The organism is Polaromonas sp. YR568, from assembly GCF_943369415.1.
GTDB lineage: Bacteria > Pseudomonadota > Gammaproteobacteria > Burkholderiales > Burkholderiaceae_C > Polaromonas.
Genome location: NZ_CALRNF020000019.1, coordinates 22,219 through 44,486 on the forward strand (window position 1 = coordinate 22,219; position 22,268 = coordinate 44,486).

Annotated in this window: 21 protein-coding genes; 9 read left to right on the forward strand and 12 right to left on the reverse strand. The window is 64.1% G+C overall.

Annotated features, from left to right (window positions below; translation table 11 throughout):
• The first annotated feature begins 75 nt into the window (after positions 1–75).
• From trxA to ACLV74_RS13365, 5 genes are all read left to right on the forward strand, one after another.
• Entirely contained in the window at positions 76–408 is a 333-nt protein-coding gene (gene trxA, locus ACLV74_RS13345; RefSeq protein WP_007875124.1) for a thioredoxin TrxA, read from the forward strand.
• A gap of 243 nt (positions 409–651) precedes the next feature.
• Positions 652–1,914, forward strand: a complete 1,263-nt coding sequence (rho, locus tag ACLV74_RS13350; RefSeq protein ID WP_348050341.1) for a transcription termination factor Rho — start codon at positions 652–654, stop codon at positions 1,912–1,914.
• Positions 1,915–2,164: 250 nt separating this feature from the next.
• Positions 2,165–2,452 carry a type B 50S ribosomal protein L31 gene (locus tag ACLV74_RS13355; protein ID WP_411879876.1) on the forward strand — a complete coding sequence of 96 codons (288 nt, stop codon included), beginning with the start codon at positions 2,165–2,167 and terminating at the stop codon, positions 2,450–2,452.
• 181 nt (positions 2,453–2,633) lie between these two features.
• The gene (locus ACLV74_RS13360) at positions 2,634–4,415 is read left to right on the forward strand and encodes a hypothetical protein (RefSeq protein ID WP_411879877.1); all 1,782 of its coding nucleotides are present in this window, start codon (positions 2,634–2,636) and stop codon (positions 4,413–4,415) included.
• Positions 4,412–5,767: an MATE family efflux transporter gene (locus tag ACLV74_RS13365; protein ID WP_411879878.1), complete on the forward strand. Its 1,356-nt coding sequence runs from the start codon at positions 4,412–4,414 to the stop codon at positions 5,765–5,767. The genes ACLV74_RS13360 and ACLV74_RS13365 overlap by 4 nt, the downstream gene beginning before the upstream one ends.
• Here ACLV74_RS13365 and phoR read toward each other — a convergent pair.
• The 7 genes from phoR to pstS form a co-directional block, all read right to left on the reverse strand.
• The gene (gene phoR, locus ACLV74_RS13370; protein ID WP_411879879.1) at positions 5,755–7,128 is read right to left on the reverse strand and encodes a phosphate regulon sensor histidine kinase PhoR; all 1,374 of its coding nucleotides are present in this window, start codon (positions 7,126–7,128) and stop codon (positions 5,755–5,757) included. The genes ACLV74_RS13365 and phoR overlap by 13 nt on opposite strands.
• The gene (phoB, locus tag ACLV74_RS13375; RefSeq protein ID WP_411879880.1) at positions 7,125–7,862 is read right to left on the reverse strand and encodes a phosphate regulon transcriptional regulator PhoB; all 738 of its coding nucleotides are present in this window, start codon (positions 7,860–7,862) and stop codon (positions 7,125–7,127) included. The genes phoR and phoB overlap by 4 nt, the downstream gene beginning before the upstream one ends.
• A 7-nt stretch (positions 7,863–7,869) precedes the next feature.
• Positions 7,870–8,571, reverse strand: a complete 702-nt coding sequence (phoU, locus tag ACLV74_RS13380) for a phosphate signaling complex protein PhoU (RefSeq protein WP_411879881.1) — start codon at positions 8,569–8,571, stop codon at positions 7,870–7,872.
• 167 nt (positions 8,572–8,738) lie between these two features.
• Positions 8,739–9,518, reverse strand: coding sequence for a phosphate ABC transporter ATP-binding protein PstB (gene pstB, locus ACLV74_RS13385; protein ID WP_411879882.1), 780 nt, complete (start codon positions 9,516–9,518; stop codon positions 8,739–8,741).
• 146 nt (positions 9,519–9,664) lie between these two features.
• Positions 9,665–10,525, reverse strand: coding sequence for a phosphate ABC transporter permease PstA (gene pstA, locus ACLV74_RS13390; protein WP_411879883.1), 861 nt, complete (start codon positions 10,523–10,525; stop codon positions 9,665–9,667).
• Positions 10,522–11,487 (reverse strand): phosphate ABC transporter permease subunit PstC, encoded by a 966-nt coding sequence (pstC, locus tag ACLV74_RS13395; RefSeq protein WP_411879884.1) that lies wholly within the window; start codon positions 11,485–11,487, stop codon positions 10,522–10,524. Before pstC ends, pstA begins: the two co-directional genes overlap by 4 nt.
• A 132-nt stretch (positions 11,488–11,619) precedes the next feature.
• Positions 11,620–12,663 (reverse strand): phosphate ABC transporter substrate-binding protein PstS, encoded by a 1,044-nt coding sequence (gene pstS / locus ACLV74_RS13400; protein WP_411879885.1) that lies wholly within the window; start codon positions 12,661–12,663, stop codon positions 11,620–11,622.
• Between the two features lie 219 nt (positions 12,664–12,882).
• Here pstS and ACLV74_RS13405 point away from each other — a divergent pair, with 219 nt between their 5' ends.
• The 4 genes from ACLV74_RS13405 to ACLV74_RS13420 all read left to right on the forward strand — a co-directional run bounded on the left by ACLV74_RS13405 (position 12,883) and on the right by ACLV74_RS13420 (position 16,754).
• Positions 12,883–13,362 carry a fasciclin domain-containing protein gene (locus ACLV74_RS13405; RefSeq protein ID WP_411879886.1) on the forward strand — a complete coding sequence of 160 codons (480 nt, stop codon included), beginning with the start codon at positions 12,883–12,885 and terminating at the stop codon, positions 13,360–13,362.
• 132 nt (positions 13,363–13,494) lie between these two features.
• Complete coding sequence (locus ACLV74_RS13410; RefSeq protein WP_411879887.1) at positions 13,495–14,637, forward strand: ABC transporter substrate-binding protein; 1,143 nt, start codon at positions 13,495–13,497, stop codon at positions 14,635–14,637.
• A gap of 57 nt (positions 14,638–14,694) precedes the next feature.
• Positions 14,695–16,194 carry an exopolyphosphatase gene (gene ppx / locus ACLV74_RS13415; RefSeq protein WP_411879888.1) on the forward strand — a complete coding sequence of 500 codons (1,500 nt, stop codon included), beginning with the start codon at positions 14,695–14,697 and terminating at the stop codon, positions 16,192–16,194.
• Positions 16,195–16,292: 98 nt separating this feature from the next.
• Entirely contained in the window at positions 16,293–16,754 is a 462-nt protein-coding gene (locus tag ACLV74_RS13420; RefSeq protein WP_411879889.1) for a hypothetical protein, read from the forward strand.
• Positions 16,755–16,784: 30 nt separating this feature from the next.
• Here ACLV74_RS13420 and ACLV74_RS13425 read toward each other — a convergent pair whose 3' ends face one another.
• From ACLV74_RS13425 to ACLV74_RS13445, 5 genes are read right to left on the reverse strand one after another with little or no spacing between them, the layout of a single operon-like run.
• A complete protein-coding gene (locus tag ACLV74_RS13425; RefSeq protein ID WP_411879890.1) occupies positions 16,785–17,258 on the reverse strand; it encodes a SixA phosphatase family protein in 474 nt (157 codons plus the stop codon).
• Between the two features lies 1 nt (position 17,259).
• A complete protein-coding gene (gene ppk1 / locus ACLV74_RS13430) occupies positions 17,260–19,353 on the reverse strand; it encodes a polyphosphate kinase 1 (RefSeq protein ID WP_411879891.1) in 2,094 nt (697 codons plus the stop codon).
• Between the two features lie 50 nt (positions 19,354–19,403).
• A complete protein-coding gene (locus tag ACLV74_RS13435) occupies positions 19,404–20,531 on the reverse strand; it encodes a glycosyltransferase family 4 protein (RefSeq protein ID WP_411879892.1) in 1,128 nt (375 codons plus the stop codon).
• Positions 20,528–21,391 carry a UDP-2,3-diacylglucosamine diphosphatase gene (locus ACLV74_RS13440; RefSeq protein WP_411879893.1) on the reverse strand — a complete coding sequence of 288 codons (864 nt, stop codon included), beginning with the start codon at positions 21,389–21,391 and terminating at the stop codon, positions 20,528–20,530. The genes ACLV74_RS13435 and ACLV74_RS13440 overlap by 4 nt, the downstream gene beginning before the upstream one ends.
• Entirely contained in the window at positions 21,391–22,257 is an 867-nt protein-coding gene (locus tag ACLV74_RS13445; protein WP_411879894.1) for a GNAT family N-acetyltransferase, read from the reverse strand. The genes ACLV74_RS13440 and ACLV74_RS13445 overlap by 1 nt, the downstream gene beginning before the upstream one ends.
• Positions 22,258–22,268: the final 11 nt, after the last annotated feature.

Genomic DNA, 22,268 nt, shown 5'->3' on the forward strand with positions numbered 1-22,268 from the left:
GCTTTCTGCCACAATGACTGCAACTTTAGTCCTCTACCCTATCGTAACCATCCTAACCAGACAAAAGGAGCCGCCATGGCGAGCGAACTGATCAAACATACCACCGATGCCACCTTTGAAGCCGACGTCCTGCAATCCTCCAAACCTGTGCTGGTGGATTACTGGGCCGAATGGTGCGGTCCGTGCAAGATGATCGCTCCCATCCTTGATGAAGTGGCGACCGGCTACGACGGCAAGCTGCAGATCGCCAAGATGAACGTGGACGAAAACCGCGACATCCCCGCCAAGTTCGGCATTCGCGGCATCCCCACGCTGATGCTGTTCAAGGACGGCCAGCTGGCAGCCACCAAGGTCGGCGCCATGAGCAAGGCCCAGCTGACCGCGTTCATCGACCAGCAACTGGCCTGAACGTTCATGCGCTGATCGGGAAGCACGGCCCACGCCGCTTCCCGACCCGCGCAGTCCCCTCCGGCCCCGCCCGGACCCCGGAAAACCGCCGCGATTTTCCGCCTGAATTTCCTGTCATAATGTGCCTTATTCACCGGTTGGCCCTCGCCGCCCGGTTCGAGTTCCCGGTTTGTAAGCCAACTTCTGCGGCTTCTTTTCAAACCTCCCCCGTTTCCATCAATGAACTCCGCAAGGAGTAACTCCATGCACTTAAACGAACTCAAGGCACTGCACGTGTCTGAAGTCCTCAAGCAGGCCGAAGCCCTTGAGATCGAAAACGTCGGCCGTATGCGCAAGCAGGAGCTGATGTTCGCCATCATCAAAAAACGTGCAAAAACCGGCGAGACCATCGTGGCCGACGGCGTGCTGGAAGTGCTGCCCGACGGATTCGGCTTTCTGCGCGCCCCTGATTCGAGCTACACCGCGTCCACCGACGACATCTACATCAGCCCGAGCCAGATCCGCCGCTTCAACCTGCACACCGGCGACATGATTGAAGGCGAAGTGCGCACCCCCAAGGATGGCGAGCGCTACTTTGCCCTGAACAAGCTCGACAAGGTCAACGACGGCCTGCCCGAGGACAACAAGCACAAGGTCATGTTCGAGAACCTGACGCCGCTGTTCCCGCGCGAGCAGTTCAAGCTCGAGCGCGACATCAAGGGTGAAGAGAACCTGACCAGCCGCATCATCGACATCGTCGCGCCCATCGGCAAGGGCCAGCGCGCCCTGCTGGTGGCGCCGCCCAAGTCCGGCAAGACCGTGATGATGCAGAACATCGCCCATGCCATCACCGCCAACTACCCCGAGGTGGTCATGATGGTGCTGCTGGTGGACGAGCGCCCTGAAGAAGTGACCGAAATGCAGCGCAGCGTGCGCGGCGAAGTCATTTCGTCGACCTTCGACGAGCCTGCCGCGCGCCACGTGCACGTGGCCGAAATGGTGATCGAGCGCGCCAAGCGCCTGGTCGAACTCGGCAAGGACGTGGTCATCCTGCTGGATTCCATTACCCGCCTGGCCCGTGCCTACAACAACGTGCTGCCCTCTTCCGGCAAAGTGCTGACCGGCGGCGTGGACGCCAACGCACTGCAACGCCCCAAGCGCTTTTTCGGCGCGGCCCGCAACATTGAAGAAGGCGGCAGCCTGACCATCATCGGCACCGCCCTGGTCGACACCGGCAGCCGCATGGATGAAGTGATCTTTGAAGAATTCAAGGGCACCGGCAACTGCGAAATCCACCTGGACCGCCGCCTGTATGAAAAGCGCGTGTTCCCGGCGATCCACCTCAACCGCAGCGGCACCCGCAAGGAAGAGTTGCTGTTGGCCCCCGAAATCCTCCAGAAGTCGCGAATTTTGCGCCAGTTCATGTACAACATGGACGAAATCGAGTCCATGGAGCTCATGCTCAAGAACATGAAAGCCACCAAGAACAACCACGAGTTCTTCGACATGATGCGAAGGGGTGGTTAGCCCCCACGCTTTTCACTTCGTGTAATGCGCAGCCCCCCCCGAGGGGGTGCTGCGCCTGCGGCCCGGCAAAGCCGGTTCCGCGGCCCCGGCTGGGTTCAATTCATACCCCCCGAGGCCGTTTTCATCAGGAAATCGCCCTCTCATCAGGCCAAAAGTGCGCTAAGTGCTTGATTTCATGCCATAATGTGTGGCTTAGCGGAAAGTGCCCAGGACTGGCTTGTGTGGCTCCCGCAACGAATAAGGAAAGATCATGAAAGAAGGCATTCACCCCAATTACCGCGAAGTTTGTTTCCTGGACCTGTCCAACAACTTCAAGTTCGTCACCCGCTCCTGCGTGAACACCAAGGAAATGGTGAAAATGGACGACGGTCGCGAACTGCCCCTGTATAAGCTCGATACGTCCAGCGAATCGCACCCCTTCTACACCGGCACGCAAAAATCCGTGGACAACATGGGCGGCCGCGTCGAGAAGTTCCGCAACCGTTTCGGCAAAACCACCGCCGCCGCCAAAGAGGCCGCACCGGAAGCTGCCAAGTAAGCTGCGAATCTTTCGCCAGCCTGCAAAAAAGCAGCCTGAATTTCAGGCTGCTTTTTTTTCGGCAAAATTTGCCGGATACCGCAAAACCAGGCGGTCCGGTTTGACGCAAAATCACCGGTGGCCCGGGATGCCGGACTGACAGCCATCCCCGCCACCACAGCCTTTCGCCGACCTACCCGTTTTGAACAAACCTTCCCCCGCCATCATTGCCCAGTCCGCCGTGCGCCGCCTGCCGCGGCTTGCGCTGTGGCTGTTCTGCGCAGCCTATGTATTGCCGGGCTTTCTGGGGCGCGGCCCCTGGAAAAACGAGGACATCGCGGCCTTCGGCGTGATGCGCGAACTGGCCTCCACGGTGGCCAACTGGCTTCAGCCGCAGTTGCTGGGGCGGGCCACCGAGTTCGACGCGCTGGCGCCTTACTGGCTGGGCGCGATTGCCATCAAGTGGCTGCCCTTTATGGACCCGGCCGCAGCGGTACGAGTGCCGTTTGTCGGGCTGCTGGTGCTGACCTTGCTGGCGACCTGGTATGCCGTCTACTACCTGGCTCGCAGTCCGCAGGCCCAGCCGGTGGCCTTTGCCTTCGGCGGCGAAGCCAGCCCGGTGGACTATGCCCGGGCGATTGCCGACGCCGGCCTGCTGGCGCTGATCGCCAGCCTGGGCCTGGCGCAACTCTCCCACGAAACCACGCCGGCGCTGGCGCAGCTAGGCTTCACCGCGCTGGCGTTTTATGCCATGGCGGCCAGTCCCTACCGCCTCGCCACCAAAATCCTGGGCCCAGCCTTCGGCCTGCTGGTCGGACTGGCCGGGCTGGCCCTGAGCGGCGCCCCGACACTGGCCTTGTTGCTGGGCGTGGGCGGCGCCCTGGTGGAGTGGACGCACATGCACTGGGGTACAAGCCAGGCCGATCCCGCGGCCAGGCGCCAGTCCTGGCACTGGGTGCTGCTGATCACCGCCATCACGCTGGGGGTGTCGCTGCTGGCCTATGGCCTGGACCTCTGGCGCTGGCGCATCCACCTGCCCGGCGCCGACGACGCCTCCGCCTGGCGAGACTGGCGCAGCCTGGGCCGGCTGCTGCTGTGGTTCACCTGGCCCGCCTGGCCGCTGGCGATGTGGACGCTTTATCGCTGGCGCCGGCAACTGGCCAGCCGCCATGTCGCCCTGCCGCTGTGGTTTGCCGCGATGGCCGTAGCCGCCACGCTGACCACCACGGCTTCCGACCGCAGCCTGCTGCTGAGCCTGCCGCCGCTGGCCGCGCTGGCCGCCTTTGCGCTGCCCACGCTCAAGCGCAGCGTGGCTTCGCTGATCGACTGGTTCACGCTGTTGTTCTTCACCGGCTGCGGCATCATCATCTGGGTGGTCTGGATCGCCATGCAGACCGGCGTGCCGCGCCAGCCGGCCGCCAACGTAGCCAAACTTGCGCCCGGCTTCGAGCCCAGCTTTTCATGGCTGGCCTTCCTGGCGGCGCTGGTCGCCACCCTGGCCTGGGCCTGGCTCGTCAAGTGGCGGGCCGGGGCACAGCGCGCGGCCGTGTGGAAATCCCTGGTGCTGCCGGCCGGCGGCGCCACCTTGTGCTGGCTGCTGCTGATGACGCTCTGGCTGCCGCTGCTCGACTATGCGCGCAGCTCCGCGCCTCTGTCACGCCAGATCGCCAGCCTTGTCGATAAAAAAGCCTGCGTTGAGATTTACGGCATAGGCAGCGCCCAGGCCGCCGCCCTGCAGTACCACGGCCAGCTCGAATTGCGCCAGGCCGGCCCTCGAGCCAGTTGCCCCTACCTGATCGTCGATGTCGAAGCCCAGCCCACGCTCAGCAGCGTCGTCAACCTGCCCGACTGGGCCTTCCAGGCGACGGTGCGCCGGCCCACGGACAAGACGGAGAACGTGCTGCTCTACAAGCGGATCAGCTCCGACGGCCCGGCCAAACCACCCGCGGCTTCCCGCCGCGCGAACGGCAAAGCCAGGCCTTGAGCGAACTCAAGATCATCAGCCGGCACGCGGGCACCGTGCTGGTCGGGCAACTGGCCATCATGGCCTTCGGCGTGGCCGACACCGTGATCGCGGGCCGCTACAGCGATGAGGCGCTGGCCGCCCTCTCGGTGGGCTCGGCCCTCTACGTCAGCGTCTACGTCGGGCTGATCGGCATCGTGCAGGCGCTGCTGCCCATCTGGGCCGAAATGCTGGGCGCGCGCCGGCATGATGCCGTGGGCGCCTCGCTGCGGCAAAGCATGTACCTGTGCGGCTTCATCGTGGTGGCGGGCATGGCCGCGATGCTGTTTCCCGGCCCGCTGCTGCGCTGGGCCCAGGTGCCGGAGTTGATGCGCGATGAAGTGCAGCACTACCTCGCGGTGCTGGCCTTTGCGTTCGCGCCCTCGCTGCTGTTCCGCATTTACAGCACCTTCAACCAGTCGCTGGGCAAACCGCTGCTGGTCACCTGGCTGCAGGTCGGCGCCCTGCTGGTCAAGATCCCGCTGTCGATCTGGCTGGTGGCCGGCGGCGCCGGCGTGGAGCCCATGGGCGCCGTGGGCTGCGCCTGGGCCACGTTGATCGTGAACTACCTGCTGCTGGCGCTGGCCGTGCTGATGCTGCGCACGCAGGCCATGTACGTCCCTTACCGCATCTGGCAGCGCATGGAAAAGCCCGACTGGTCGCAAATCGGCAACTTCGCCCGGCTGGGCATTCCGGGCGGGCTGGCCTACCTGGTGGAGGTCACCTCCTTCACTCTCATGGCCCTCTTCATCGCCCGGCTGGGCACGGTCGCGTCCGCCAGCCACCAGATTGCGGCCAGCGTGGCAGCAGTGCTTTACATGATGCCGCTGTCCATGGCGATTGCCTGCAGCGCGCGCGTCTCGTTCTGGATGGGCGCCGGCCGGCCGGACTACGCCAAACGCGTGGTGCTGCTGGGGCTCAAGCTCACGGGGCTGGCGGCTGTCACGCTGGCGGCCATTGTGTCCATGGCCGGGCCTTTGCTGGCGGGCTGGTACTCAGGCAACCCCGAGATCGTCGCCCTCGCCTCTTCACTGCTGGTGTGGGTGGCCTTCTACCATGTGGCCGACGCAACCCAGGCGCTGACCGCATTCTTGCTGCGCTGCTACCGCATCACCATCATGCCGCTGGCGCTTTACGGCGTGCTGCTCTGGGGCCTGGGCTTGCTGGGCGGCTACCGCCTGGCTTATGAGGGCATCGCCGGCCATGCGGCCACGCAATCTGCCGCGAGCTTCTGGGCGGCCAGCACGGTGGCCATCGCGCTGGTGGCGGCTTGCCTTCTGGGTTTGCTGTGGCACGCCGTCAGGCGCAGCCTGCGGGCGGCTCAGGTGGCCTGAGCAGTCTGGGCGGCCTGAACCCGGCGCACGCGCGCCGCCGGAAAGACAATGGAAAAGCAGGAGCCCTGGCCGGGCTCGCTCTGGATGTGCAATTCGGCACCGTGGCGCTGGGCCACATGCTTGACGATGGCCAGTCCCAGGCCGGTGCCGCCGGTCTCGCGTGAGCGGCTGCGGTCTATGCGGTAAAAGCGCTCCGTCAGGCGCGGCAGGTGTTCGGGTGCGATGCCGGGGCCGGTGTCCTTGACCTTGAACTCCCCGCGCCCATCCTCCAGCAGCGTCCAGCTGACACGCACCAGGCCGCCTTCGGGCGTGTAGCGCACCGCGTTGGTCACAAGGTTGGACATGGCGCTGTAAAGCTCGGTCTGCACGCCGGCGATCTCTGAGGCCGGCCCGGACTCGAACTCCAGCCGGTGCCCTTGCGGCGCAAGCACCGTCGACAGCGCCCTGGCCTCCTGCTCGCATTGCGCAAGCAAGGCACTCAATGTCATCCAGTCGCTGGCGCCCGGGAAAGGGCTGCCTTCAAGGCGCGACAAGGTCAGCAAATCGTTGACGAGCGTCTGCATGCGCTGCGATTGCTGCGCCATCAGCGCCAGGTAGCGGGCCCGTTCGGCTTCCTTGAGCGGCAGGGTTTGCAGGGTTTCGATAAAGCCCGACAGCACCGTCAGCGGTGTGCGGATTTCATGCGACACATTGGCCACAAAATCGCGGCGCATGGCTTCAGCCAGTTCCACGGCCGTGATGTCGCGCGACAGCAGCAGCTTTCGGTCCTTGCCGTAGGAATGCACATGCACCGACAGCTTCACCGGGCGCGCCGGCGTGCTGGCACTGCCCGGAATCACCACGTCATGCTTGAAATTGCCCGCCGCCATATAGGCCTTGAAGGCCGGGTCGCGCACCAGGTTGGCGATGTGCTGCAGCACGTCCCGCTTGGCGTCGAAGCCGAAATGCTGGCTGGCCATCTGGTTGCACCATTCGATGCGGCCTTGCGCGTCGAGCAGCACCACGCCGCTGGGCGAGGCCTGCATGGCCGCCAGGAATTCGTCAAGGCGGGCCTGGCTTTCCTGGTATTGCTGGTCGCGGTTTTTCAGCAGCCGGCGGGTCCGGTCGGCGACCTCGCCCCACACGCCGGGCATGCTGGGCGCATTGCCGGCCATCACGGCCGGCGTATCGTTGTTCTGTTCGGTACGCAGCCAGCGCAGCAGGCGGTTGATGAAGAAGCTGTCGATCACCAGCCAGACCAGGGCCCCCACGGCCAGGCCTATGCCCAGCCCGAAGCTCAAACCGTTGACGGTGCGCTCCCAAAAGCCGAAGCCGCCGCCGGCAATCAAGCAGGCGGCGAAAATAATCCACCGATTGATCATGCGCTCGATTGTGCGCTGGGTTGTGCGGAAATCACGGGGTTGTTGGCGGCCATGGCGGTCAGGCGGTAGCCGGCGCCGCGAACGGTTTCCACCATGGTGCCTGCCACACCCAAAGCCTCGCGCAGGCGCTTGACATGGACGTCGACGGTGCGCTCCTCGATGAACACGTGGTCGCCCCACACCTTGTCGAGCAGGGAACTGCGGCTGTGCACGCGTTCGGCGTGCTTCATCAGGTAGTGCAGCAGCTTGAACTCTGTCGGGCCCAGCTTGAGTTCCTGGCCCTGGTAGGAAATGCGGTGCGTGGCGGCGTCCAGGATCAGCCCGCCCACGGTGACGCTGTCGTTGACCGACTCGGGTGCGCGGCGGCGCAGCACGGCGCGTATGCGCGCCAGCAGTTCCTGGGTCGAAAACGGCTTGGTGATGTAGTCGTCGGCACCGGCGTCCAGCCCGGCCACCTTGTCGGGCTCGTCGCCGCGCGCCGTCAGCATGAGGATAGGAATGCTCTTGGTGCGCGCCTGCTTGCGCCAGTGGCGCGCAAGCGCCAGCCCGCTTTGCCCCGGCAGCATCCAGTCGAGCAGGATGGCGTCGGGCAGCACGGCGTCGAGTTCGCGCTGGGCCGACACGCTGTCTTCCGCCACCACGGGATCGAAGCCGCCATGCCGCAGGTTGACGGCAATCAACTCGGCAATGGCCGGCTCGTCTTCAACAATCAGTATGCGTGGCAGGTGTTTCATTCCGTCTTTACTTTACTGCAGACTCGATCTGCTCCATCGGGGTGTGCCGCACGTCGGCGCCCTTGACGATGTAGATGATGAACTCCGCGATGTTCTTGGCATGGTCGCCCACGCGCTCGATGGCCTTGGCCACGAACAACAGGTCCAGGCTGGGCGAAATCGTGCGCGGGTCTTCCATCATGTAAGTGATGAGCTTGCGCACAAAGCCGTCGAATTCCTGGTCGATCTGGTCGTCTTCCTTGAGGATGGAAACCGCCACCGCGGTGTCCAGGCGGGCAAAGGCGTCCAGCGCCTTGCGCAACAGGCCGGAGGCCAGTTCCGCCGCGATGCGCAGGTCCGACGAAGGCAGGGCCCGGGCCGATCCGCTTTCGATGATGGACTTGACCATGCGGGCGATCTTCTCGGCCTCATCGCCGGCGCGCTCAAGGTTGGCCGTGGTCTTGGAAATGGCGATCAGCAGGCGCAGGTCGCGGGCCGTGGGCTGGCGCCGCGCGATGATGGACGACAGTTCGCGGTCGATGTCGATTTCCATCGCATTGACGCGCGATTCGGTTTCGATGACCTGGTTGGCGCTTTCGGCGCTGAACTGGGACAGCGCGTAGATGGCCAGGCGGATCTGGGACTCGACGAGGCCGCCGAGCTCCATGACGCGCGAGGACACGCCGTTGAGTTCGCTGTCAAACTGGGTCGATAGGTGTTTATCAGGCATGTTGTTCCCTTTGGATTATTCGCCGTTGCAGTCGAGGCCGCAACGCATGAAGCACTGAGCACGAGGCCAGCGGGCGTCGCGGAACCGGCTTTGCCGGGCCGCAGGCGCCGTCCCCCTGAGGGGGATTCCGGCTACACGCAGTGAGCCGAGACAGGGGGCAATCTGGTTCATCCGAAACGGCCGGTGATGTAGTCTTCGGTTTCTTTGCGTTTTGGCTTGAAGAACAGGTCCTCGGTGGCGCCGAATTCGACCAGGTCGCCCAGGTACATGTAAGCCGTGTAGTCGCTGCAGCGCGCAGCTTGCTGCATGTTGTGCGTCACGATGACCACCGTGTAGTCGTTCTTCAGCTCGGCGATCAGCTCTTCCACTTTGGCAGTGGAGATCGGGTCGAGCGCCGAGCAGGGCTCGTCGAGCAGCAGGACTTCAGGTTTGATGGCGATTCCGCGGGCAATGCACAGGCGCTGTTGCTGGCCGCCGGAGAGGCTGGAGCCGCTCTGGTTGAGCTTGTCCTTGACTTCGGTCCACAGCGCAGCCTTGCGCAGCGCCCATTCGACACGCTCGTCCATGTCCGAGGCGTTCAGGCTTTCGAACAGCTTCACGCCGAAAGCGATGTTGTCGTAGATCGACATCGGGAAAGGCGTCGGCTTCTGGAACACCATGCCGACCTTGGAGCGGATCAGCGCCACGTCTTTTTTGGACGTCAGCAGGTTCTCGCCGTCAAACATGATTTCGCCCTCGGCGCGCTGCTCGGGGTAGAGCTCATACATGCGGTTGAAGATGCGCAGCAGCGTGGACTTGCCGCAACCCGATGGGCCGATGAAAGCGGTGACCTTCTTTTCGGGAATTTCCAGGTTGATGCTTTTGAGGGCGTGGAACTTGCCGTAATAGAAGTCGAGGTTCTTGACCGATATTTTCGATTGTTCGCGTTGTGCGGTAAGGGTGTCCATCTTTGACCTTGTGGTGTTGTGTGGCTAAAGGCTGAAAGTGGTGTCGGCCGCTCAGTAAACACCGCAGGACCGGCTTTGCCGGACTGCTGGTGTTGCCCCCTTGAGGGGGGAGGCGACTACACGAAGTGAGTTCGCAACAGGGGTGTTCATAATTTCGCGCGCGTCAGAACGCGAGCCAGGATGTTCAGGCCAAGCACGGCCATGGTGATCAGGAACACGCCTGCCCATGCCAGTTGCTGCCAGTTCTCATAGGGGCTCAGGGCGAACTTGAAGATCGTCACGGGCAGGCTGGCCATGGGCTGGTTCAGGTCTGAAGTCCAGAACTGGTTGTTCAGCGCCGTGAACAGCAGGGGCGCCGTTTCACCGGCGATCCGCGCAACCGCCAGCAGGATGCCGGTCGTCACACCGGCGCGCGCGGCGCGCAGCGTGATGCTGGTGATGACCTTCCACTTGGGCGCGCCCAGGGCGTAAGCGGCTTCCCGCAAACCCGGCGGCACCAGTTGCAGCATGTTTTCCGTGGTGCGGATGACCACGGGAATCACGATCAGCGCCAGCGCCAGGACGCCGGCCCAGCCCGAATAGGACTTGAACTGCGACACCACGACGGTGTAGACGAACAGGCCGATCACGATGGACGGCGCCGACAGCAGGATGTCGTTGACGAAGCGCGTCACCGAAGCCAGCATGCCCTTGGTGTTGTATTCGGCCAGGTAGATGCCGGCCATGATGCCGATAGGCGTTCCGACAAAAGTAGCCAGCAGCACCATCAGGAAGGAGCCGTAAATCGCATTCGCGATACCGCCCTCTTCATTCGGCGCCGGCGTCATCTGGGTCAGCGTGGCCCACGAGAGGCCGCCCACGCCCAGGCGTATGGTTTCCCACAGAATCCATGCCAGCCAGAACAGGCCGAAAGACATGGCCGCCAGGGAGAGGACCAGCGCGATCCCGTTGACCCGCTTGCGCCTGGCGAACTTGGCCAAGCGTGCATTGTCCGCCACGGTGCTCATGTTTTCACCCCTTCACTTTTTCGCAATTGGGCCAGCAGCAGCTTGGACAGCGACAGCACCACAAACGTGATGAAGAACAGCACAAGGCCCAGATAAATCAGCGCCGCCTGGTGCAGGCCCTCGCCCGCTTCGGCGAACTCATTGGCCAGCGCCGAGGTGATGCTGTTGGCAGCCTGGAACAGGCTCAATGAATCGAGCTGGTTGAAGTTGCCGATGACGAAGGTGACCGCCATGGTCTCGCCCAGCGCGCGTCCCAGTCCCAGCATGATGCCGCCGACCACACCGGCTTTGGTGTAAGGCAGCACGACTTTGGAGACGACTTCCCAGGTGGTGGAGCCCAGCCCGTAAGCCGACTCCTTGAGCAGCACCGGCGTCACTTCAAACACATCCCGCATCACCGAAGCGATGAAGGGGATGATCATGATGGCCAGGATGATGCCGGCCGACAAAATGCCGATGCCCACGGGAGGGCCGGACACCAGAGCGCCCAGGTAAGGCACGCCGCTGAAAAGGCTTTGCAATGGCTGTTGGACGTAGGTGGCCAGGATAGGCCCGAACACCAGCAAACCCCACATGCCGTAGACGATGGACGGCACGGCGGCAAGCAGCTCGATGGCCGTGCCCAGCGGCCTTTTAAGCCATGCGGGCGACAGCTCGGTCAGGAACAGCGCAATGCCGAAGCTCACCGGCACCGCGATGACCAGCGCGATCAGCGAGGTGGCGATGGTGCCGTAAATCATGACCAGGCCGCCGTACTCGCCCTTGACGGGGTCCCAGACGCTGCTGGTCAGGAAACCGAGGCCGTATTTGCTGATGGCGGGCCATGCCCCTATCAGCAGGGATACCAGGATGCCGGCCAGCAGGGCCAGCGTCAGCCAGGCCGCGCCCTGCGCAGCCCAGCCGAAAAGCCGGTCCGCCAGGGGGCTTCTGCGCACGGCATTGCCAGGGGGAGGATTGGTCATATCGCGTCCGGTCGCTTTGGCCGGGTGGTCAAAAGCGGCCCGGCTAGCCGGAAGTGTAGAGGACACGTGGGAAACCCCTATATTTTGTAAAGACTGCGGAAAATCAGCAGGTTGTGCAGCTTGCGCCTGCTCTTACTTGTAGGCAACCGTCTTGCCGGAAGCGTCCTTGATGTCGCCCCAGGCTTTTTCGATGATGGTCTTCACGGCTGCTGGCATGGGCACGTAGTCCAGGTCGTCGGCGGTCTTGTCGCCGTTTTTGTAAGCCCACTCAAAGAACTTGAGCGAAGCGGCCGCCTGGGCTGGCTTGTCCTGGACTTTTTGCATCAGGATGAAGGTGGCGCCGGTGATGGGCCACGAATCCTTGCCTGGCTGCTCGGTCAGGATCTGGTAGAAGCTCTTGGACCATTCGGCACCGGCCGCGGCGGCCTTGAACGCGCCGTCTTCAGGCGACACGAAGTTGCCGGCAGCGTTCTTCAGCTGGGCAAAGGTCATCTTGTTTTGCTTGACGTAGGCGTATTCCACGTAGCCGATCGAGTTGGGCAGACGGCCGACGAATGCCGCCACGCCTTCATTGCCCTTGCCGCCGGCGCCCACTGGCCAGTTCACAGCCGTGCCCTCGCCCACTTTGGACTTCCACTCGGCGTTGACTTTGCTCAGGTAGTTCGTGAAGATGAAGCTGGTGCCGGAGCCGTCAGCGCGGCGAACCGGTGCGATGGCGGCGTCAGGCAGGGCCAGCGTGGGGTTCAGGGCCTTGATGGCCGGGTCGGTCCACTTGGTGATCTTGCCGAGGTAGATGTCGCCCAGCACCTGGCCGCTCAGCTTGAGCTGGCCGGGGGTGATGCCCTTGATGTTGACCACGGGAATCACGCCGCCGATCACGGTGGGGAATTGCATCAGGCCTTTTTTGGCCAGTTCGTCGTCTTTCAACGGGGCATCGGAGGCGCCGAAATCGACGGTCTTGGCTTCAATCTGGCGCAAACCGGCACCGGAACCCACCGATTGGTAGTTGATCTTGACGTTGGTGGCTTTGTTGTAGTCGGCGGCCCACTTCGAATACAGGGGAGCCGGGAAGCTGGCGCCGGCGCCGGTCACGTCCTGGGCGGTGGCCAGCGTGGCGAACGATGCGAAGGCAAGGCCCATCGCGGCCGTCAGGGAAGCTTTGAAAGTCAGGTTCATCAGAACACCTCTTGGGTTGGGGTTGATTGGATTGATTGGGGGGTTGATAGGAGAGATGCGTTGACTGTAGGAAGCTTGTGTGACAAGGATGTGACATATATGACAGTCATCCGGAGGGGCTTCCATCGCGGGGAGTGTCACAAAACCTTCAAATATCCGTCACGAATCTGTCACCCCCCGCTCCTACGCTTGGCCCTGTCTTAATCAGGAGAACTTTCCATGTTGAACCGCCGCTTTCTGGTCCTCGCCGCCGCTGTCGCCGCCATCGCCGGCTGCGCCACCTCTTCCACCCCCGTGTCCGTGGCTGACACCATCGCCGCCCAGCCACAGCTGAGCACGCTCAACGGCCTCGTGGCCAAGGCTGGGCTGACCGACACGCTCAAGGGCACCGGCCCTTACACCGTGTTCGCGCCCACCAACGCCGCTTTCGCCAAAGTCCCCGCCAAGACCATGGACGAACTCGCCAAGGATCCCGCCAAACTCAAGGCCGTGCTGACTTACCACGTCATTCCCGGCAAAGTCATGGCTGCCGACGTCAAGAACGGCAATAGCAAGACGGTCAACGGCGCCAACGTGGCGCTGTCCAAGGCCGGTGAATTCGTGACCGTGGAAGACGCCTTGGTGCAAACCGCCGATATCTCCGCCACCAACGGCGTGGTGCACGTGGTCGATGCCGTCCTGATTCCCCCAGCACGCTGATACCGCAAGGCCGCGCGCCTTGCCCCTTTGTATTGCCCCACAGGCCTTTGTTTTCCCCGGAAGGCAAAGGCCTCGTCAGTTTTACCCCTCCCCGATATCTTGATGGCGGACTTTCCGCCTGGAACTCTCCCCATGCCCCTGCCCCAGCCCTTCTTCAACCGCCGCCGGCTGTTGCAGCACGCGGGCCTGCTGGCCGCAAGCATCGCCCTGCCCGCGTGGGCGCAGCCCGCCAAAACCGCATCGCGCAACCTCGTCGTAGCACAGGTGGTGGATTTTTCCCAGGCGCAGCAGGATGTCTCCAAGGATTTTCTGATCGGTTCGCGCGCCGCCTGGCAGGACATCAACGCCAAAGGCGGCATACGCGGGCGCCGGGTCGACCACCAGACGCTGGAAACCGACGGCACGCCGGCCAGCCTGAAGACGGCCCTCGACTCCGTCAAGGACAACCCGGCCTGCGTAGCCCTGTCCGGCAGCGTCGGCGACCTCGTGGCCAGCCAGATCGTGGCCATTTCCCACAAGGGCGGGCTGGCGATGGCCCACGTGGCGCCCTGGCTGCAGAACTCCAGCCTGGAAATCGACGACAAGACCTTCCCGATTTTTGCGGCGCGCCAGGAACAGATGGCCTACGCGCTCAAGAACCTCTCGTCCATGGGCCTGAAAGAGCTGGGCGCGATCTACGCCACACCCCAGGACTACAACGCCTACCATGCCGACGTCGAGCGCATCACGGCCGCCCTGCAGCTCAAGCTGCAAATCTTCAGGGGGGCGGACGACCTGCGCGCGCTGGGCCAGAAGCTCACGCCGCGCACGCCCGCCGTGCTGCTGTTCGTGGGCGGAACGCCGGAGCTGGCCGAATTCACGCAAGGCCTGGAAAAGCAGGCGCGCCAGCGCTACGTCGTGGCCCTGGCCGACGTGAACCTGCAGACCATGCTGCAGATGGGCGCGGCACGCAACACCCCGGTGATCGCCACCCAGCCCGTGCCCCTGGTCAACGCCAGCCTGCCTATCGTCAGGCGCTACCGCGAGACGCTGGCGCGCCTGTTTGACGAGCCGCCCGCGCCGCTCAGCCTGGCCGGCTTTATCGCCGCGCGCTACACCTACGAGGTGCTCAACGAAGTGGACGGCGCGCCGAACCGCCAGAACGTTCTGGCCGCATTCCAGCGCCGCGGCGCCATGAACGTGGGCGGCTTCAGCGTGAGCTTCAACCCCGAGAGGCGAAGCAGCACCTACGTCACGCAAAGCATGATGACGGTCGACGGCCGGCTCATCGGCTAGGCTGGAATACTGATGAGAGTGCCGCGCGAAGGCTATGTGGGGAGCTTAAACTCAAGCATGCAAAATGGAACGCTGCTCGCGGCTGTGGACCTGGGGTCCAACAGCTTTCGCCTCGAAATCGGCCGCTTTGACCACGGCCGCATACACCGCACCGAATACCTCAAGGAAACCGTCCGCCAGGGCAACGGGCTGGACGCCGACCGCAACCTGACCCCGGACGCCATGCAGCGCGGCTGGGACTGCCTGGCGCGCTTCGGTGAACGGCTGGCGGGCTTCAAAAAATACCAGGTCCGCGCGGTCGCCACCCAGACCCTGCGCGAGGCGCGCAACCGGGAGGAATTCCTGGCGCGCGCCCACAAAATCCTGGGCTTTGCCATCGACGTGATTCCGGGCCGCGAAGAAGCCCGCCTGATCTACCAGGGCGTGGCGCACCTGTTGCCGCAGTCCGACGAACGCCGGCTGGTAGTGGACATTGGCGGGCGCTCCACCGAAATGATTCTGGGCAAAGGCCTGGAAGCGCGCACCATGGAGTCCTACCGCGTCGGCAGCGTGGCTTGGTCCATGAAATATTTTCCCGAAGGCCAGTTCACCCAGCGCGCCTTCGCCACCGCCGAGGTGGCCGCCAAGGCGGTGCTGGACGAAGCCGTCAACGCCTACCGCGCAGACGCCTGGGACACGGCCTACGGTTCCTCCGGCACCATAGGCGCCGTCAGCGACGTGTTGACGGCCGGCGGCTGGCCCGCGGGCCAGGTCACGCGCGAGGGCCTCGACTGGCTGCTGGACCGCCTGCTCAAGGCGCAAAGCGCGGAGCGCCTGAAGCTCGAGGGCATGAAGGACGACAGGCGCGCCGTCATAGGCGGCGGCGTCAGCGTCTTGCGTGCCGTGTTCGACCTCCTCGGCATCTCCCACATGGAAGCCGCCCAGGGTGCATTGCGCCACGGCGTGCTCTACGACCTGCTGGACCGCGAACACGACCTGACGGACCTGCGCTCCACCACGGTGCAGCGCCTGGCCCATAAATTCAGCGCCGACCCGGTGCAGGCCCAGCGAGTCAGCAAGGTGGCGCGGCACCTGTTCGCGATGGCCGGCGCCGGCATGCCCGCCGCCGACTCCCTGCGCTTTCAGCGCAAGCTCGAATGGGCCGCGCAGCTGCATGAAATCGGCAGCCAGATCTCGCACAGCGATTACCACAAGCACGGCGCCTACATCCTTGACAACGCCGACGCGCCGGGTTTTGCCCTGCCCGAGCTGCACCGCATCAGCCTGCTGGTGCTGGGCCACCGCGGCAAGCTGCGCAAGCTCGAGGTCGATTTCGAGGACCGGGTGTTCATCCAGCAGCTGCTGTGTCTGCGTCTGGCGGTGATCCTGTGCCACGCGCGGCGCGACCCCGACCTCAAAGGCCTGCAGCTCGAATGCGGCGCCGAACCCGGTCGCATTTTTGTGCTGAACTGCCGCGCCGGCTGGGCGCAGGCCTTCCCGCAATCGGCCCACCTGCTGCAGGAAGAAGTGCTGGCGTGGCAGAAGACGCCGTGGACGCTGGTCGTCCCGACCGCCTGAACGCGACGGCCGCCACGGGCCGGGCTTGACCGCTTTTGATTAAACCGTATAAACTGTATATACGGTTTATTCGACCGCTCACCTAAAAGGATCAATCCATGGCAACCAGCAAACAAGCAACTGCAAAAACCGCCGCACCGGCACCCGCAACGCCCAAGGCACCCGTAAAAACCGCGACCAAGCCCGCCCCGAAAAAGGCCTCCTCCGCCAAGGCCCCGGCCGGCAAAAAAGCCACGGTCAAGAAAGCCGTCGTGAAAAAGGCCGGCGCCAAAAAGCCTGCCGCCAAGCCCCAGGCAAGCGCCAAGCCCGCCAAAGCCGCCAAGCCGGAAAAAACCAAAAAGCCAAAACTGGTGCGCGACAGCTTCACCATCCCCAAGGCTGAATACGTGGTGCTGGACGACCTCAAGCAACGCGCCGCGCGCCTCACCCGCCCAGCCAAGAAAAGCGAATTGCTGCGCGCCGGTATCAAGCTGCTGGCCAGCGTCTCCGACGCGGCTTTCCTGACCGCACTTGAACAGGTTCCCGCCATCAAGACGGGCCGGCCTACGCTGGAGAAGTAAGGAATCCTGTAGCGGCGGTTAATGCCGTCGCTACAGCACCTCGGGCGACTGCACCGTCACCACCACCGTCTGGTTGTGCCCTTCGCGGTCGCGGCTGCGCAGCCACCAGACCGCCCCTTTCTTCACGGGGCACTCGCTGGCCTGCAGCCCCAGCAGCTGCGCGATGGTTTCACCGAGGATGGGCTGGTGACCCACCACCAGGATGGGCGACTTGGACAGGGGCCACTGCACCAGTTCCAGCAGCTGCGCTGCCGTCGCGTCGGGCGCCAGTTCGCTCCTGATTTTGTATTTGCGTCCCAGCGCCAGCGCGGTCTGCTCGCAGCGCCGTGCCGGGCTCACAAAAATACGCGCGCCTTCGGGCAGCTGGCGGTCCAGCCAGTTAGCCATGCGGGCCGCCTGCTTCTCGCCTCTGGCCGTGAGCGAGCGCTCGAGGTCGCTGCCTCCTTGTGGATCACCTTCCGGCCAGTCTTCTGCCTCTGCGTGACGCCACAAGATGAGGTCCATGTCATTTGTCCTGGTGTTGGGGGGCCGAATAGCGGGCCATCAGGGCCGCCTGCGCGCCGTGGCGCGGCCTGTCGCCCTGCGGGTTCACGCGCAGGTAGGTGCCGTCGGGCTGCAGGTCCCAGGCGTCGCGCCCGTCGTGCAGGTAGGCCACCAGGCATTCGTCGATGATGCGCCGGCGCAGCACCGGGTCGGTCACCGGCCAGGCCAGTTCCACCCGGCGCAGCATGTTGCGGTTCATCCAGTCCGCACTCGACAGCAGCAGCGTTTCTTCCTCCGCGCAGCGGAAGTAAAACACGCGTGAATGCTCGAGGAAGCGGCCGATGACGGAACGCACGCGGATGTTGTCGGTCACGCCCGGTACCTGCGCAGGCAGCATGCAGGCGCCGCGCACGATCAGGTCTATCTTCACACCGCGCTGCCCGGCCCTGACCAGCGCCAGCATCAAATCCTCATCGGTCAGCGCATTCATCTTGGCGACGATGCGCGTGTCCTTGCCCTGCAGGGCGGCCTCGCCGAGCGCGTCGATTTTTTCGACCAGCTTGTGGTGCAACTGGAACGGCGCCAGCAGCAAATGGTGCAGCTTGGGCAGGCGGCTCTGGCTGGCCAGGTGCACGAACACATTGTCGATATCGGCCGTCATCAGCGGGTCGGCCGTCAGGTAGCTCAGGTCGGTGTAGAGGCGCGCCGTGCGCGGGTTGTAGTTGCCGGTGGAAAGATGCGCATAACGCACCAGGTGCCGGCCTTCGCGCCGCGTCACCAGCAGCATCTTGGCGTGGGTCTTCAGGCCCACCACGCCGTAGACCACCTGCGCGCCTATCGATTCCAGCATCTCCGCCCAGTTGATGTTGGCTTCTTCGTCAAAGCGCGCCTTGAGCTCCACCACCACGGTCACTTCCTTGCCTCGCCGCACCGCTTCGCGCAACAGCACCATCAGTTCCGAATCGGCGCCGGTGCGATAAATCGTCTGCTTGATCGCCAGCACCTGCGGGTCGTTCACGGCCTCGCGCAAAAACGCGAGCACGCCGTCAAAGCTCTCAAACGGCTGGTGGATGGACACGTCGCCCTGCTTGAGCCGCTCAAAAAACGACTGGCCGGGCTGCAGCTGCGTCGGGTAGCAGGCGCGGTAGCTGGGGAACAGCAGCTTGGGGTCGTTGACCAGGTCCACCAATTGCGTCAGGCGCACCAGGTTGACCGGGCCGTGCACGCGGTACAGCGACAGCGCCGGCAGGTTGAATTGCCGCAGCAGAAAACCCGCAAGGTATTCCGAGCAGCCCGCCGATACTTCCAGCCGCACGGCCTGTCCGTAGTGGCGCTGCTCCAGGCCCTGGCGCAAGGCGGTGCGCAGGTTTTTAACGTCGTCCTCATCCACGGCCAGGTCGGAATGGCGGGTCACACGAAATTGCGAAAACTGCCCGACGTCACGGCCGGGAAACAGTTCCGTCAGGTGCGCGCGTATCACGCTGGAAAGCGAGACGAAAAGCCGGCCCTTGTTTTGGCCGTGCGCCGGCATATGGATGAGCCGCGGCAGCACCCGCGGCACCTTGACGATGGCGATGTCGTTTTCGCGGCCGAAAGCGTCGTGGCCTCCCAGCCGCACGATGAAGTTGAGCGACTTGTTGGCCACCTGCGGAAAGGGGTGCGAAGGATCCAGCCCGACCGGGATCAGCAATGGCCGCACTTCCCGCTCAAAATACTCTTTGACCCAGCGCCGCTGCGACGCATTGCGCTCGCCGTGCGAGACCACGCGTATGCCCTGGCGCTCAAAGGCCGGCAGCAAATCGTCGTTGTAAAGGGAATACTGGCGCGCCACCATGTCGTGCGCGGCGTCCGAAAGGGCCTTGAACGATTGCACCGAATATGGCGCTTTCTGTTCATTGGCCTGCGCCGCCGTCAGGTGGGGCGCGGTGCGGACTTCGAAGAACTCGTCCAGGTTGGACGAAACAATGCACAGAAACCTCAGCCGCTCCAGCAGCGGCACATCCGGGCGCTTGGCCCAGTCCAGCACCCGCTCATTGAAGGCAAGAATGCTGTGGTCGCGGTCCAGGAACTGGACGCTTGGCGCGGCTGCGGCCACCGAGGCGGGTGAAATGGGCATCAACAAGGCTTATGTATGTCATTAACAACAAGTCACAGTGTTGACTTCTTTCATGACAATGGCGTGACAGTACTTTTGACTGATGTTGCACCCGCCTGAAGAGCTCCGCAAGTGCCGGCCCTGATGTTGCCGGGGTTGCCTTGGGCGGTGTTTTTTCGTGCAATTACAAGGAAAGACTCAAAAAGTTCCGCGGCATGGCCCCAGCTGAAGTCCAGCGCCCGCAAGCGGGCCTCATGGCGCGGCACGGCCAGCGCACCGTAACAAGCCTGTTGCAAATCCTCGTTCATGACACCGCCGTGACAGCTTCCGTCGGCTTTCCCGAGCACTTCCAGCGGCCCATCGACCGGATAGGCCGCCACGGGCGTGCCGGCGGCCATGGCTTCGAGCATCACCAGGCCAAAGGTTTCGGACCGGCTGGGGAACACGAACACGTCGGCCGCGGAGTAGACCTTGGCCAGCTCGTCCCGGGCCAGCACGCCCATCCAGCGCACCTGCGGGTAACGCTGCTTGAGCGACTCCTCCAGCGGCCCGACGCCGCAGACCACCTTGGTGCCGGGAATGTCCAGCTTGAGGAAGGCCTCGATGTTTTTCTCATAAGACACGCGGCCCACGAACAGCGACACCGGGCGTACCAGCGTGCCCATGGGCGGGTGCAGGCGCGGCTGCGGCTCGAAGCCGAAGAGTTCGGTGTCCACGCCGTGCGTCCAGCCGCGCAGGTTCCTGAAGCCGCGTTCCTGCAGCATGCGCAGCACGCCCTGGGTCGGCACCATCACGCCCGAAGAAGGCCTGTGGAAATGGCGGAACAGCGCGTAACCCCAGGACAGCGGGATTTTCAGCGCCGCGTGCAGGATTTCGGGGAACTTGGTGTGAAAAGCCGTCGTGAAACGCAAGCCGCGTTTGAGGCAGTAGCCGCGCGCCGCCCAGCCCAGCGGGCCTTCGGTGGCGATGTGGATGGCCTCGGGCTGGAAGGCGTCGAGTTTTTCGGTCAGGCCACGCTTGGGGCTGACCGCTAGGTCAATGCCGGCATAGCCCGGGCAAGGCCGTGTCTTGAAGAGGTTGGGGTGAATCACCTCCACCTGGTGGCCCAGTTCCGCGAGTTCACGCACCAGTTCTACCAGGGTGGTGACCACGCCGTTGACCTGCGGCTGCCAGGCGTCGGTGATAAGGGCGACCCTCATGCGACCACCGTGGAAGCAACGTGGCCGCGGCCCTGCGTTTCGTGGGCCGGCGCCCAGTGCACCAGCTCCAGCGTGCCGTCGAAGTTTTCGACCAGCGCGGTGCGGCTTTCCACCCAGTCGCCGTCGTTGCAGTACAGCACGCCGTTGATCTCGCGCATCTCGGCGCGGTGGATGTGGCCGCAGACCACGCCCTGGTGGCCGCGGCGGCGCGCCTCGTTGGCGACCGCGACCTCGAAGTCGGTGACGTAGTTGAGCGCGCTCTTGACCTTTTGCTTCAGATAGGCCGACAGCGACCAGTACGGCAGCCCCATGCGCGCACGCAGGCTGTTGAGGTGGCGGTTGAGTTTGAGCGTGAATTCATACAGGTTGTCGCCCACATAGGCGAGCCACTTGGCGCACTGCACCACCGCGTCGAAGTAGTCGCCGTGGATGATCCACAACTGGCGGCCGTCGGCGGTGGTGTGCACGGCTTCATCGATGACTTCGATGCCGCCGAACTGGTTGCCGATAAATTCACGCGCAAACTCATCGTGGTTGCCGGGCACGTAGACGATGCGGCAGCCTTTGCGGGCGCGGCGCAGCAGCTTTTGCACCACGTCGTTGTGCGACTGCGGCCAGTACCAGCGGCGGCGCAACTGCCAGCCGTCCACGATGTCGCCCACCAGGTAGAGGTTGTCGCTGGGATGGGCCTTGAGGAAATCCAGCAGGGCCGCCGCCTGGCAGCCGGGCGTGCCCAGGTGGATGTCGGAGATGAAAATGGTGCGGTAGCGCTTGCGCAGCGAATCGTCATCGTCGTGGTCGTCGCCGCCACCGCCGAATCCGTTGCCCAGCGCCCCCATGGCGTCAAACATGCTTCGCATCAGGCCTCCGCAACGTTGCCCGGCACCGGTTTGCCGGAGAAATGCTTGAGGTAGCGCGGCGGCAGGTCGGCGATGCGCATCATCATGGGCAGGTCGGCCGAGTTGAAATCAGGGTCCCAGGCCGGCGCGCCCAGCACCTTGGCGCCCAGGCGCAAATAGCCCTTGATCAGCGCGGGCGGCTCCACGTCCAGCGTGTCGTCGAGTTTCTCGACCGGCAGCGCCAGTCGCGGGGTGACGCGGTATTCGATCGCGGCGAGGTGGGTCTCGCGCACCTGGCGCCAGATGCTGGCGGCCGCGTGGCCACTCGATACGCCGTTGTGCTGCATCGGAATGCTGGCGCAGCCGATCATGGTGTCGAGCTGGTTGCGCGACATGAATTCGGCCAGCGCGCCCCACAGCGCCAGGATGACACCGCCGTGGCGGTGGTCGGCATGCACGCAGCTGCGGCCCAGCTCGACCATGCGCTCGCGCAGCGCGCGCAGCCGCGTCAGGTCGAACTCGGTGTCGCTGTAGGTGCTGCCCACGCGCTTGGCCTGGGTGGGCGTGAGCACGCGGTAGGTGCCTATGACGTCCTGCGTCTCGGCGTCGCGCACCAGCAGATGTTCGCAATAGTCGTCAAACAGGTCCACATCGTGGCCGGGGAGCGTCTTGGACAGCGTGGCGCCCATCTCCAGCGCGAAGACCTGGTACCTCAGGCGCTGCGCCTGCCGGACCTCGTCCTGGTGCCTGGCCCAGCTGACCGAAATTTTCCCCACTGGAGCCCTTTGAACAGGGGCTGGACTGACAGCATGACCGCTTTGATGAAGTGACCCCCGTGGCATTGCGACTGGCGACAATGCAAAGGTGGGATTGGGCAGTTCTTTCATGGCTAACTCCT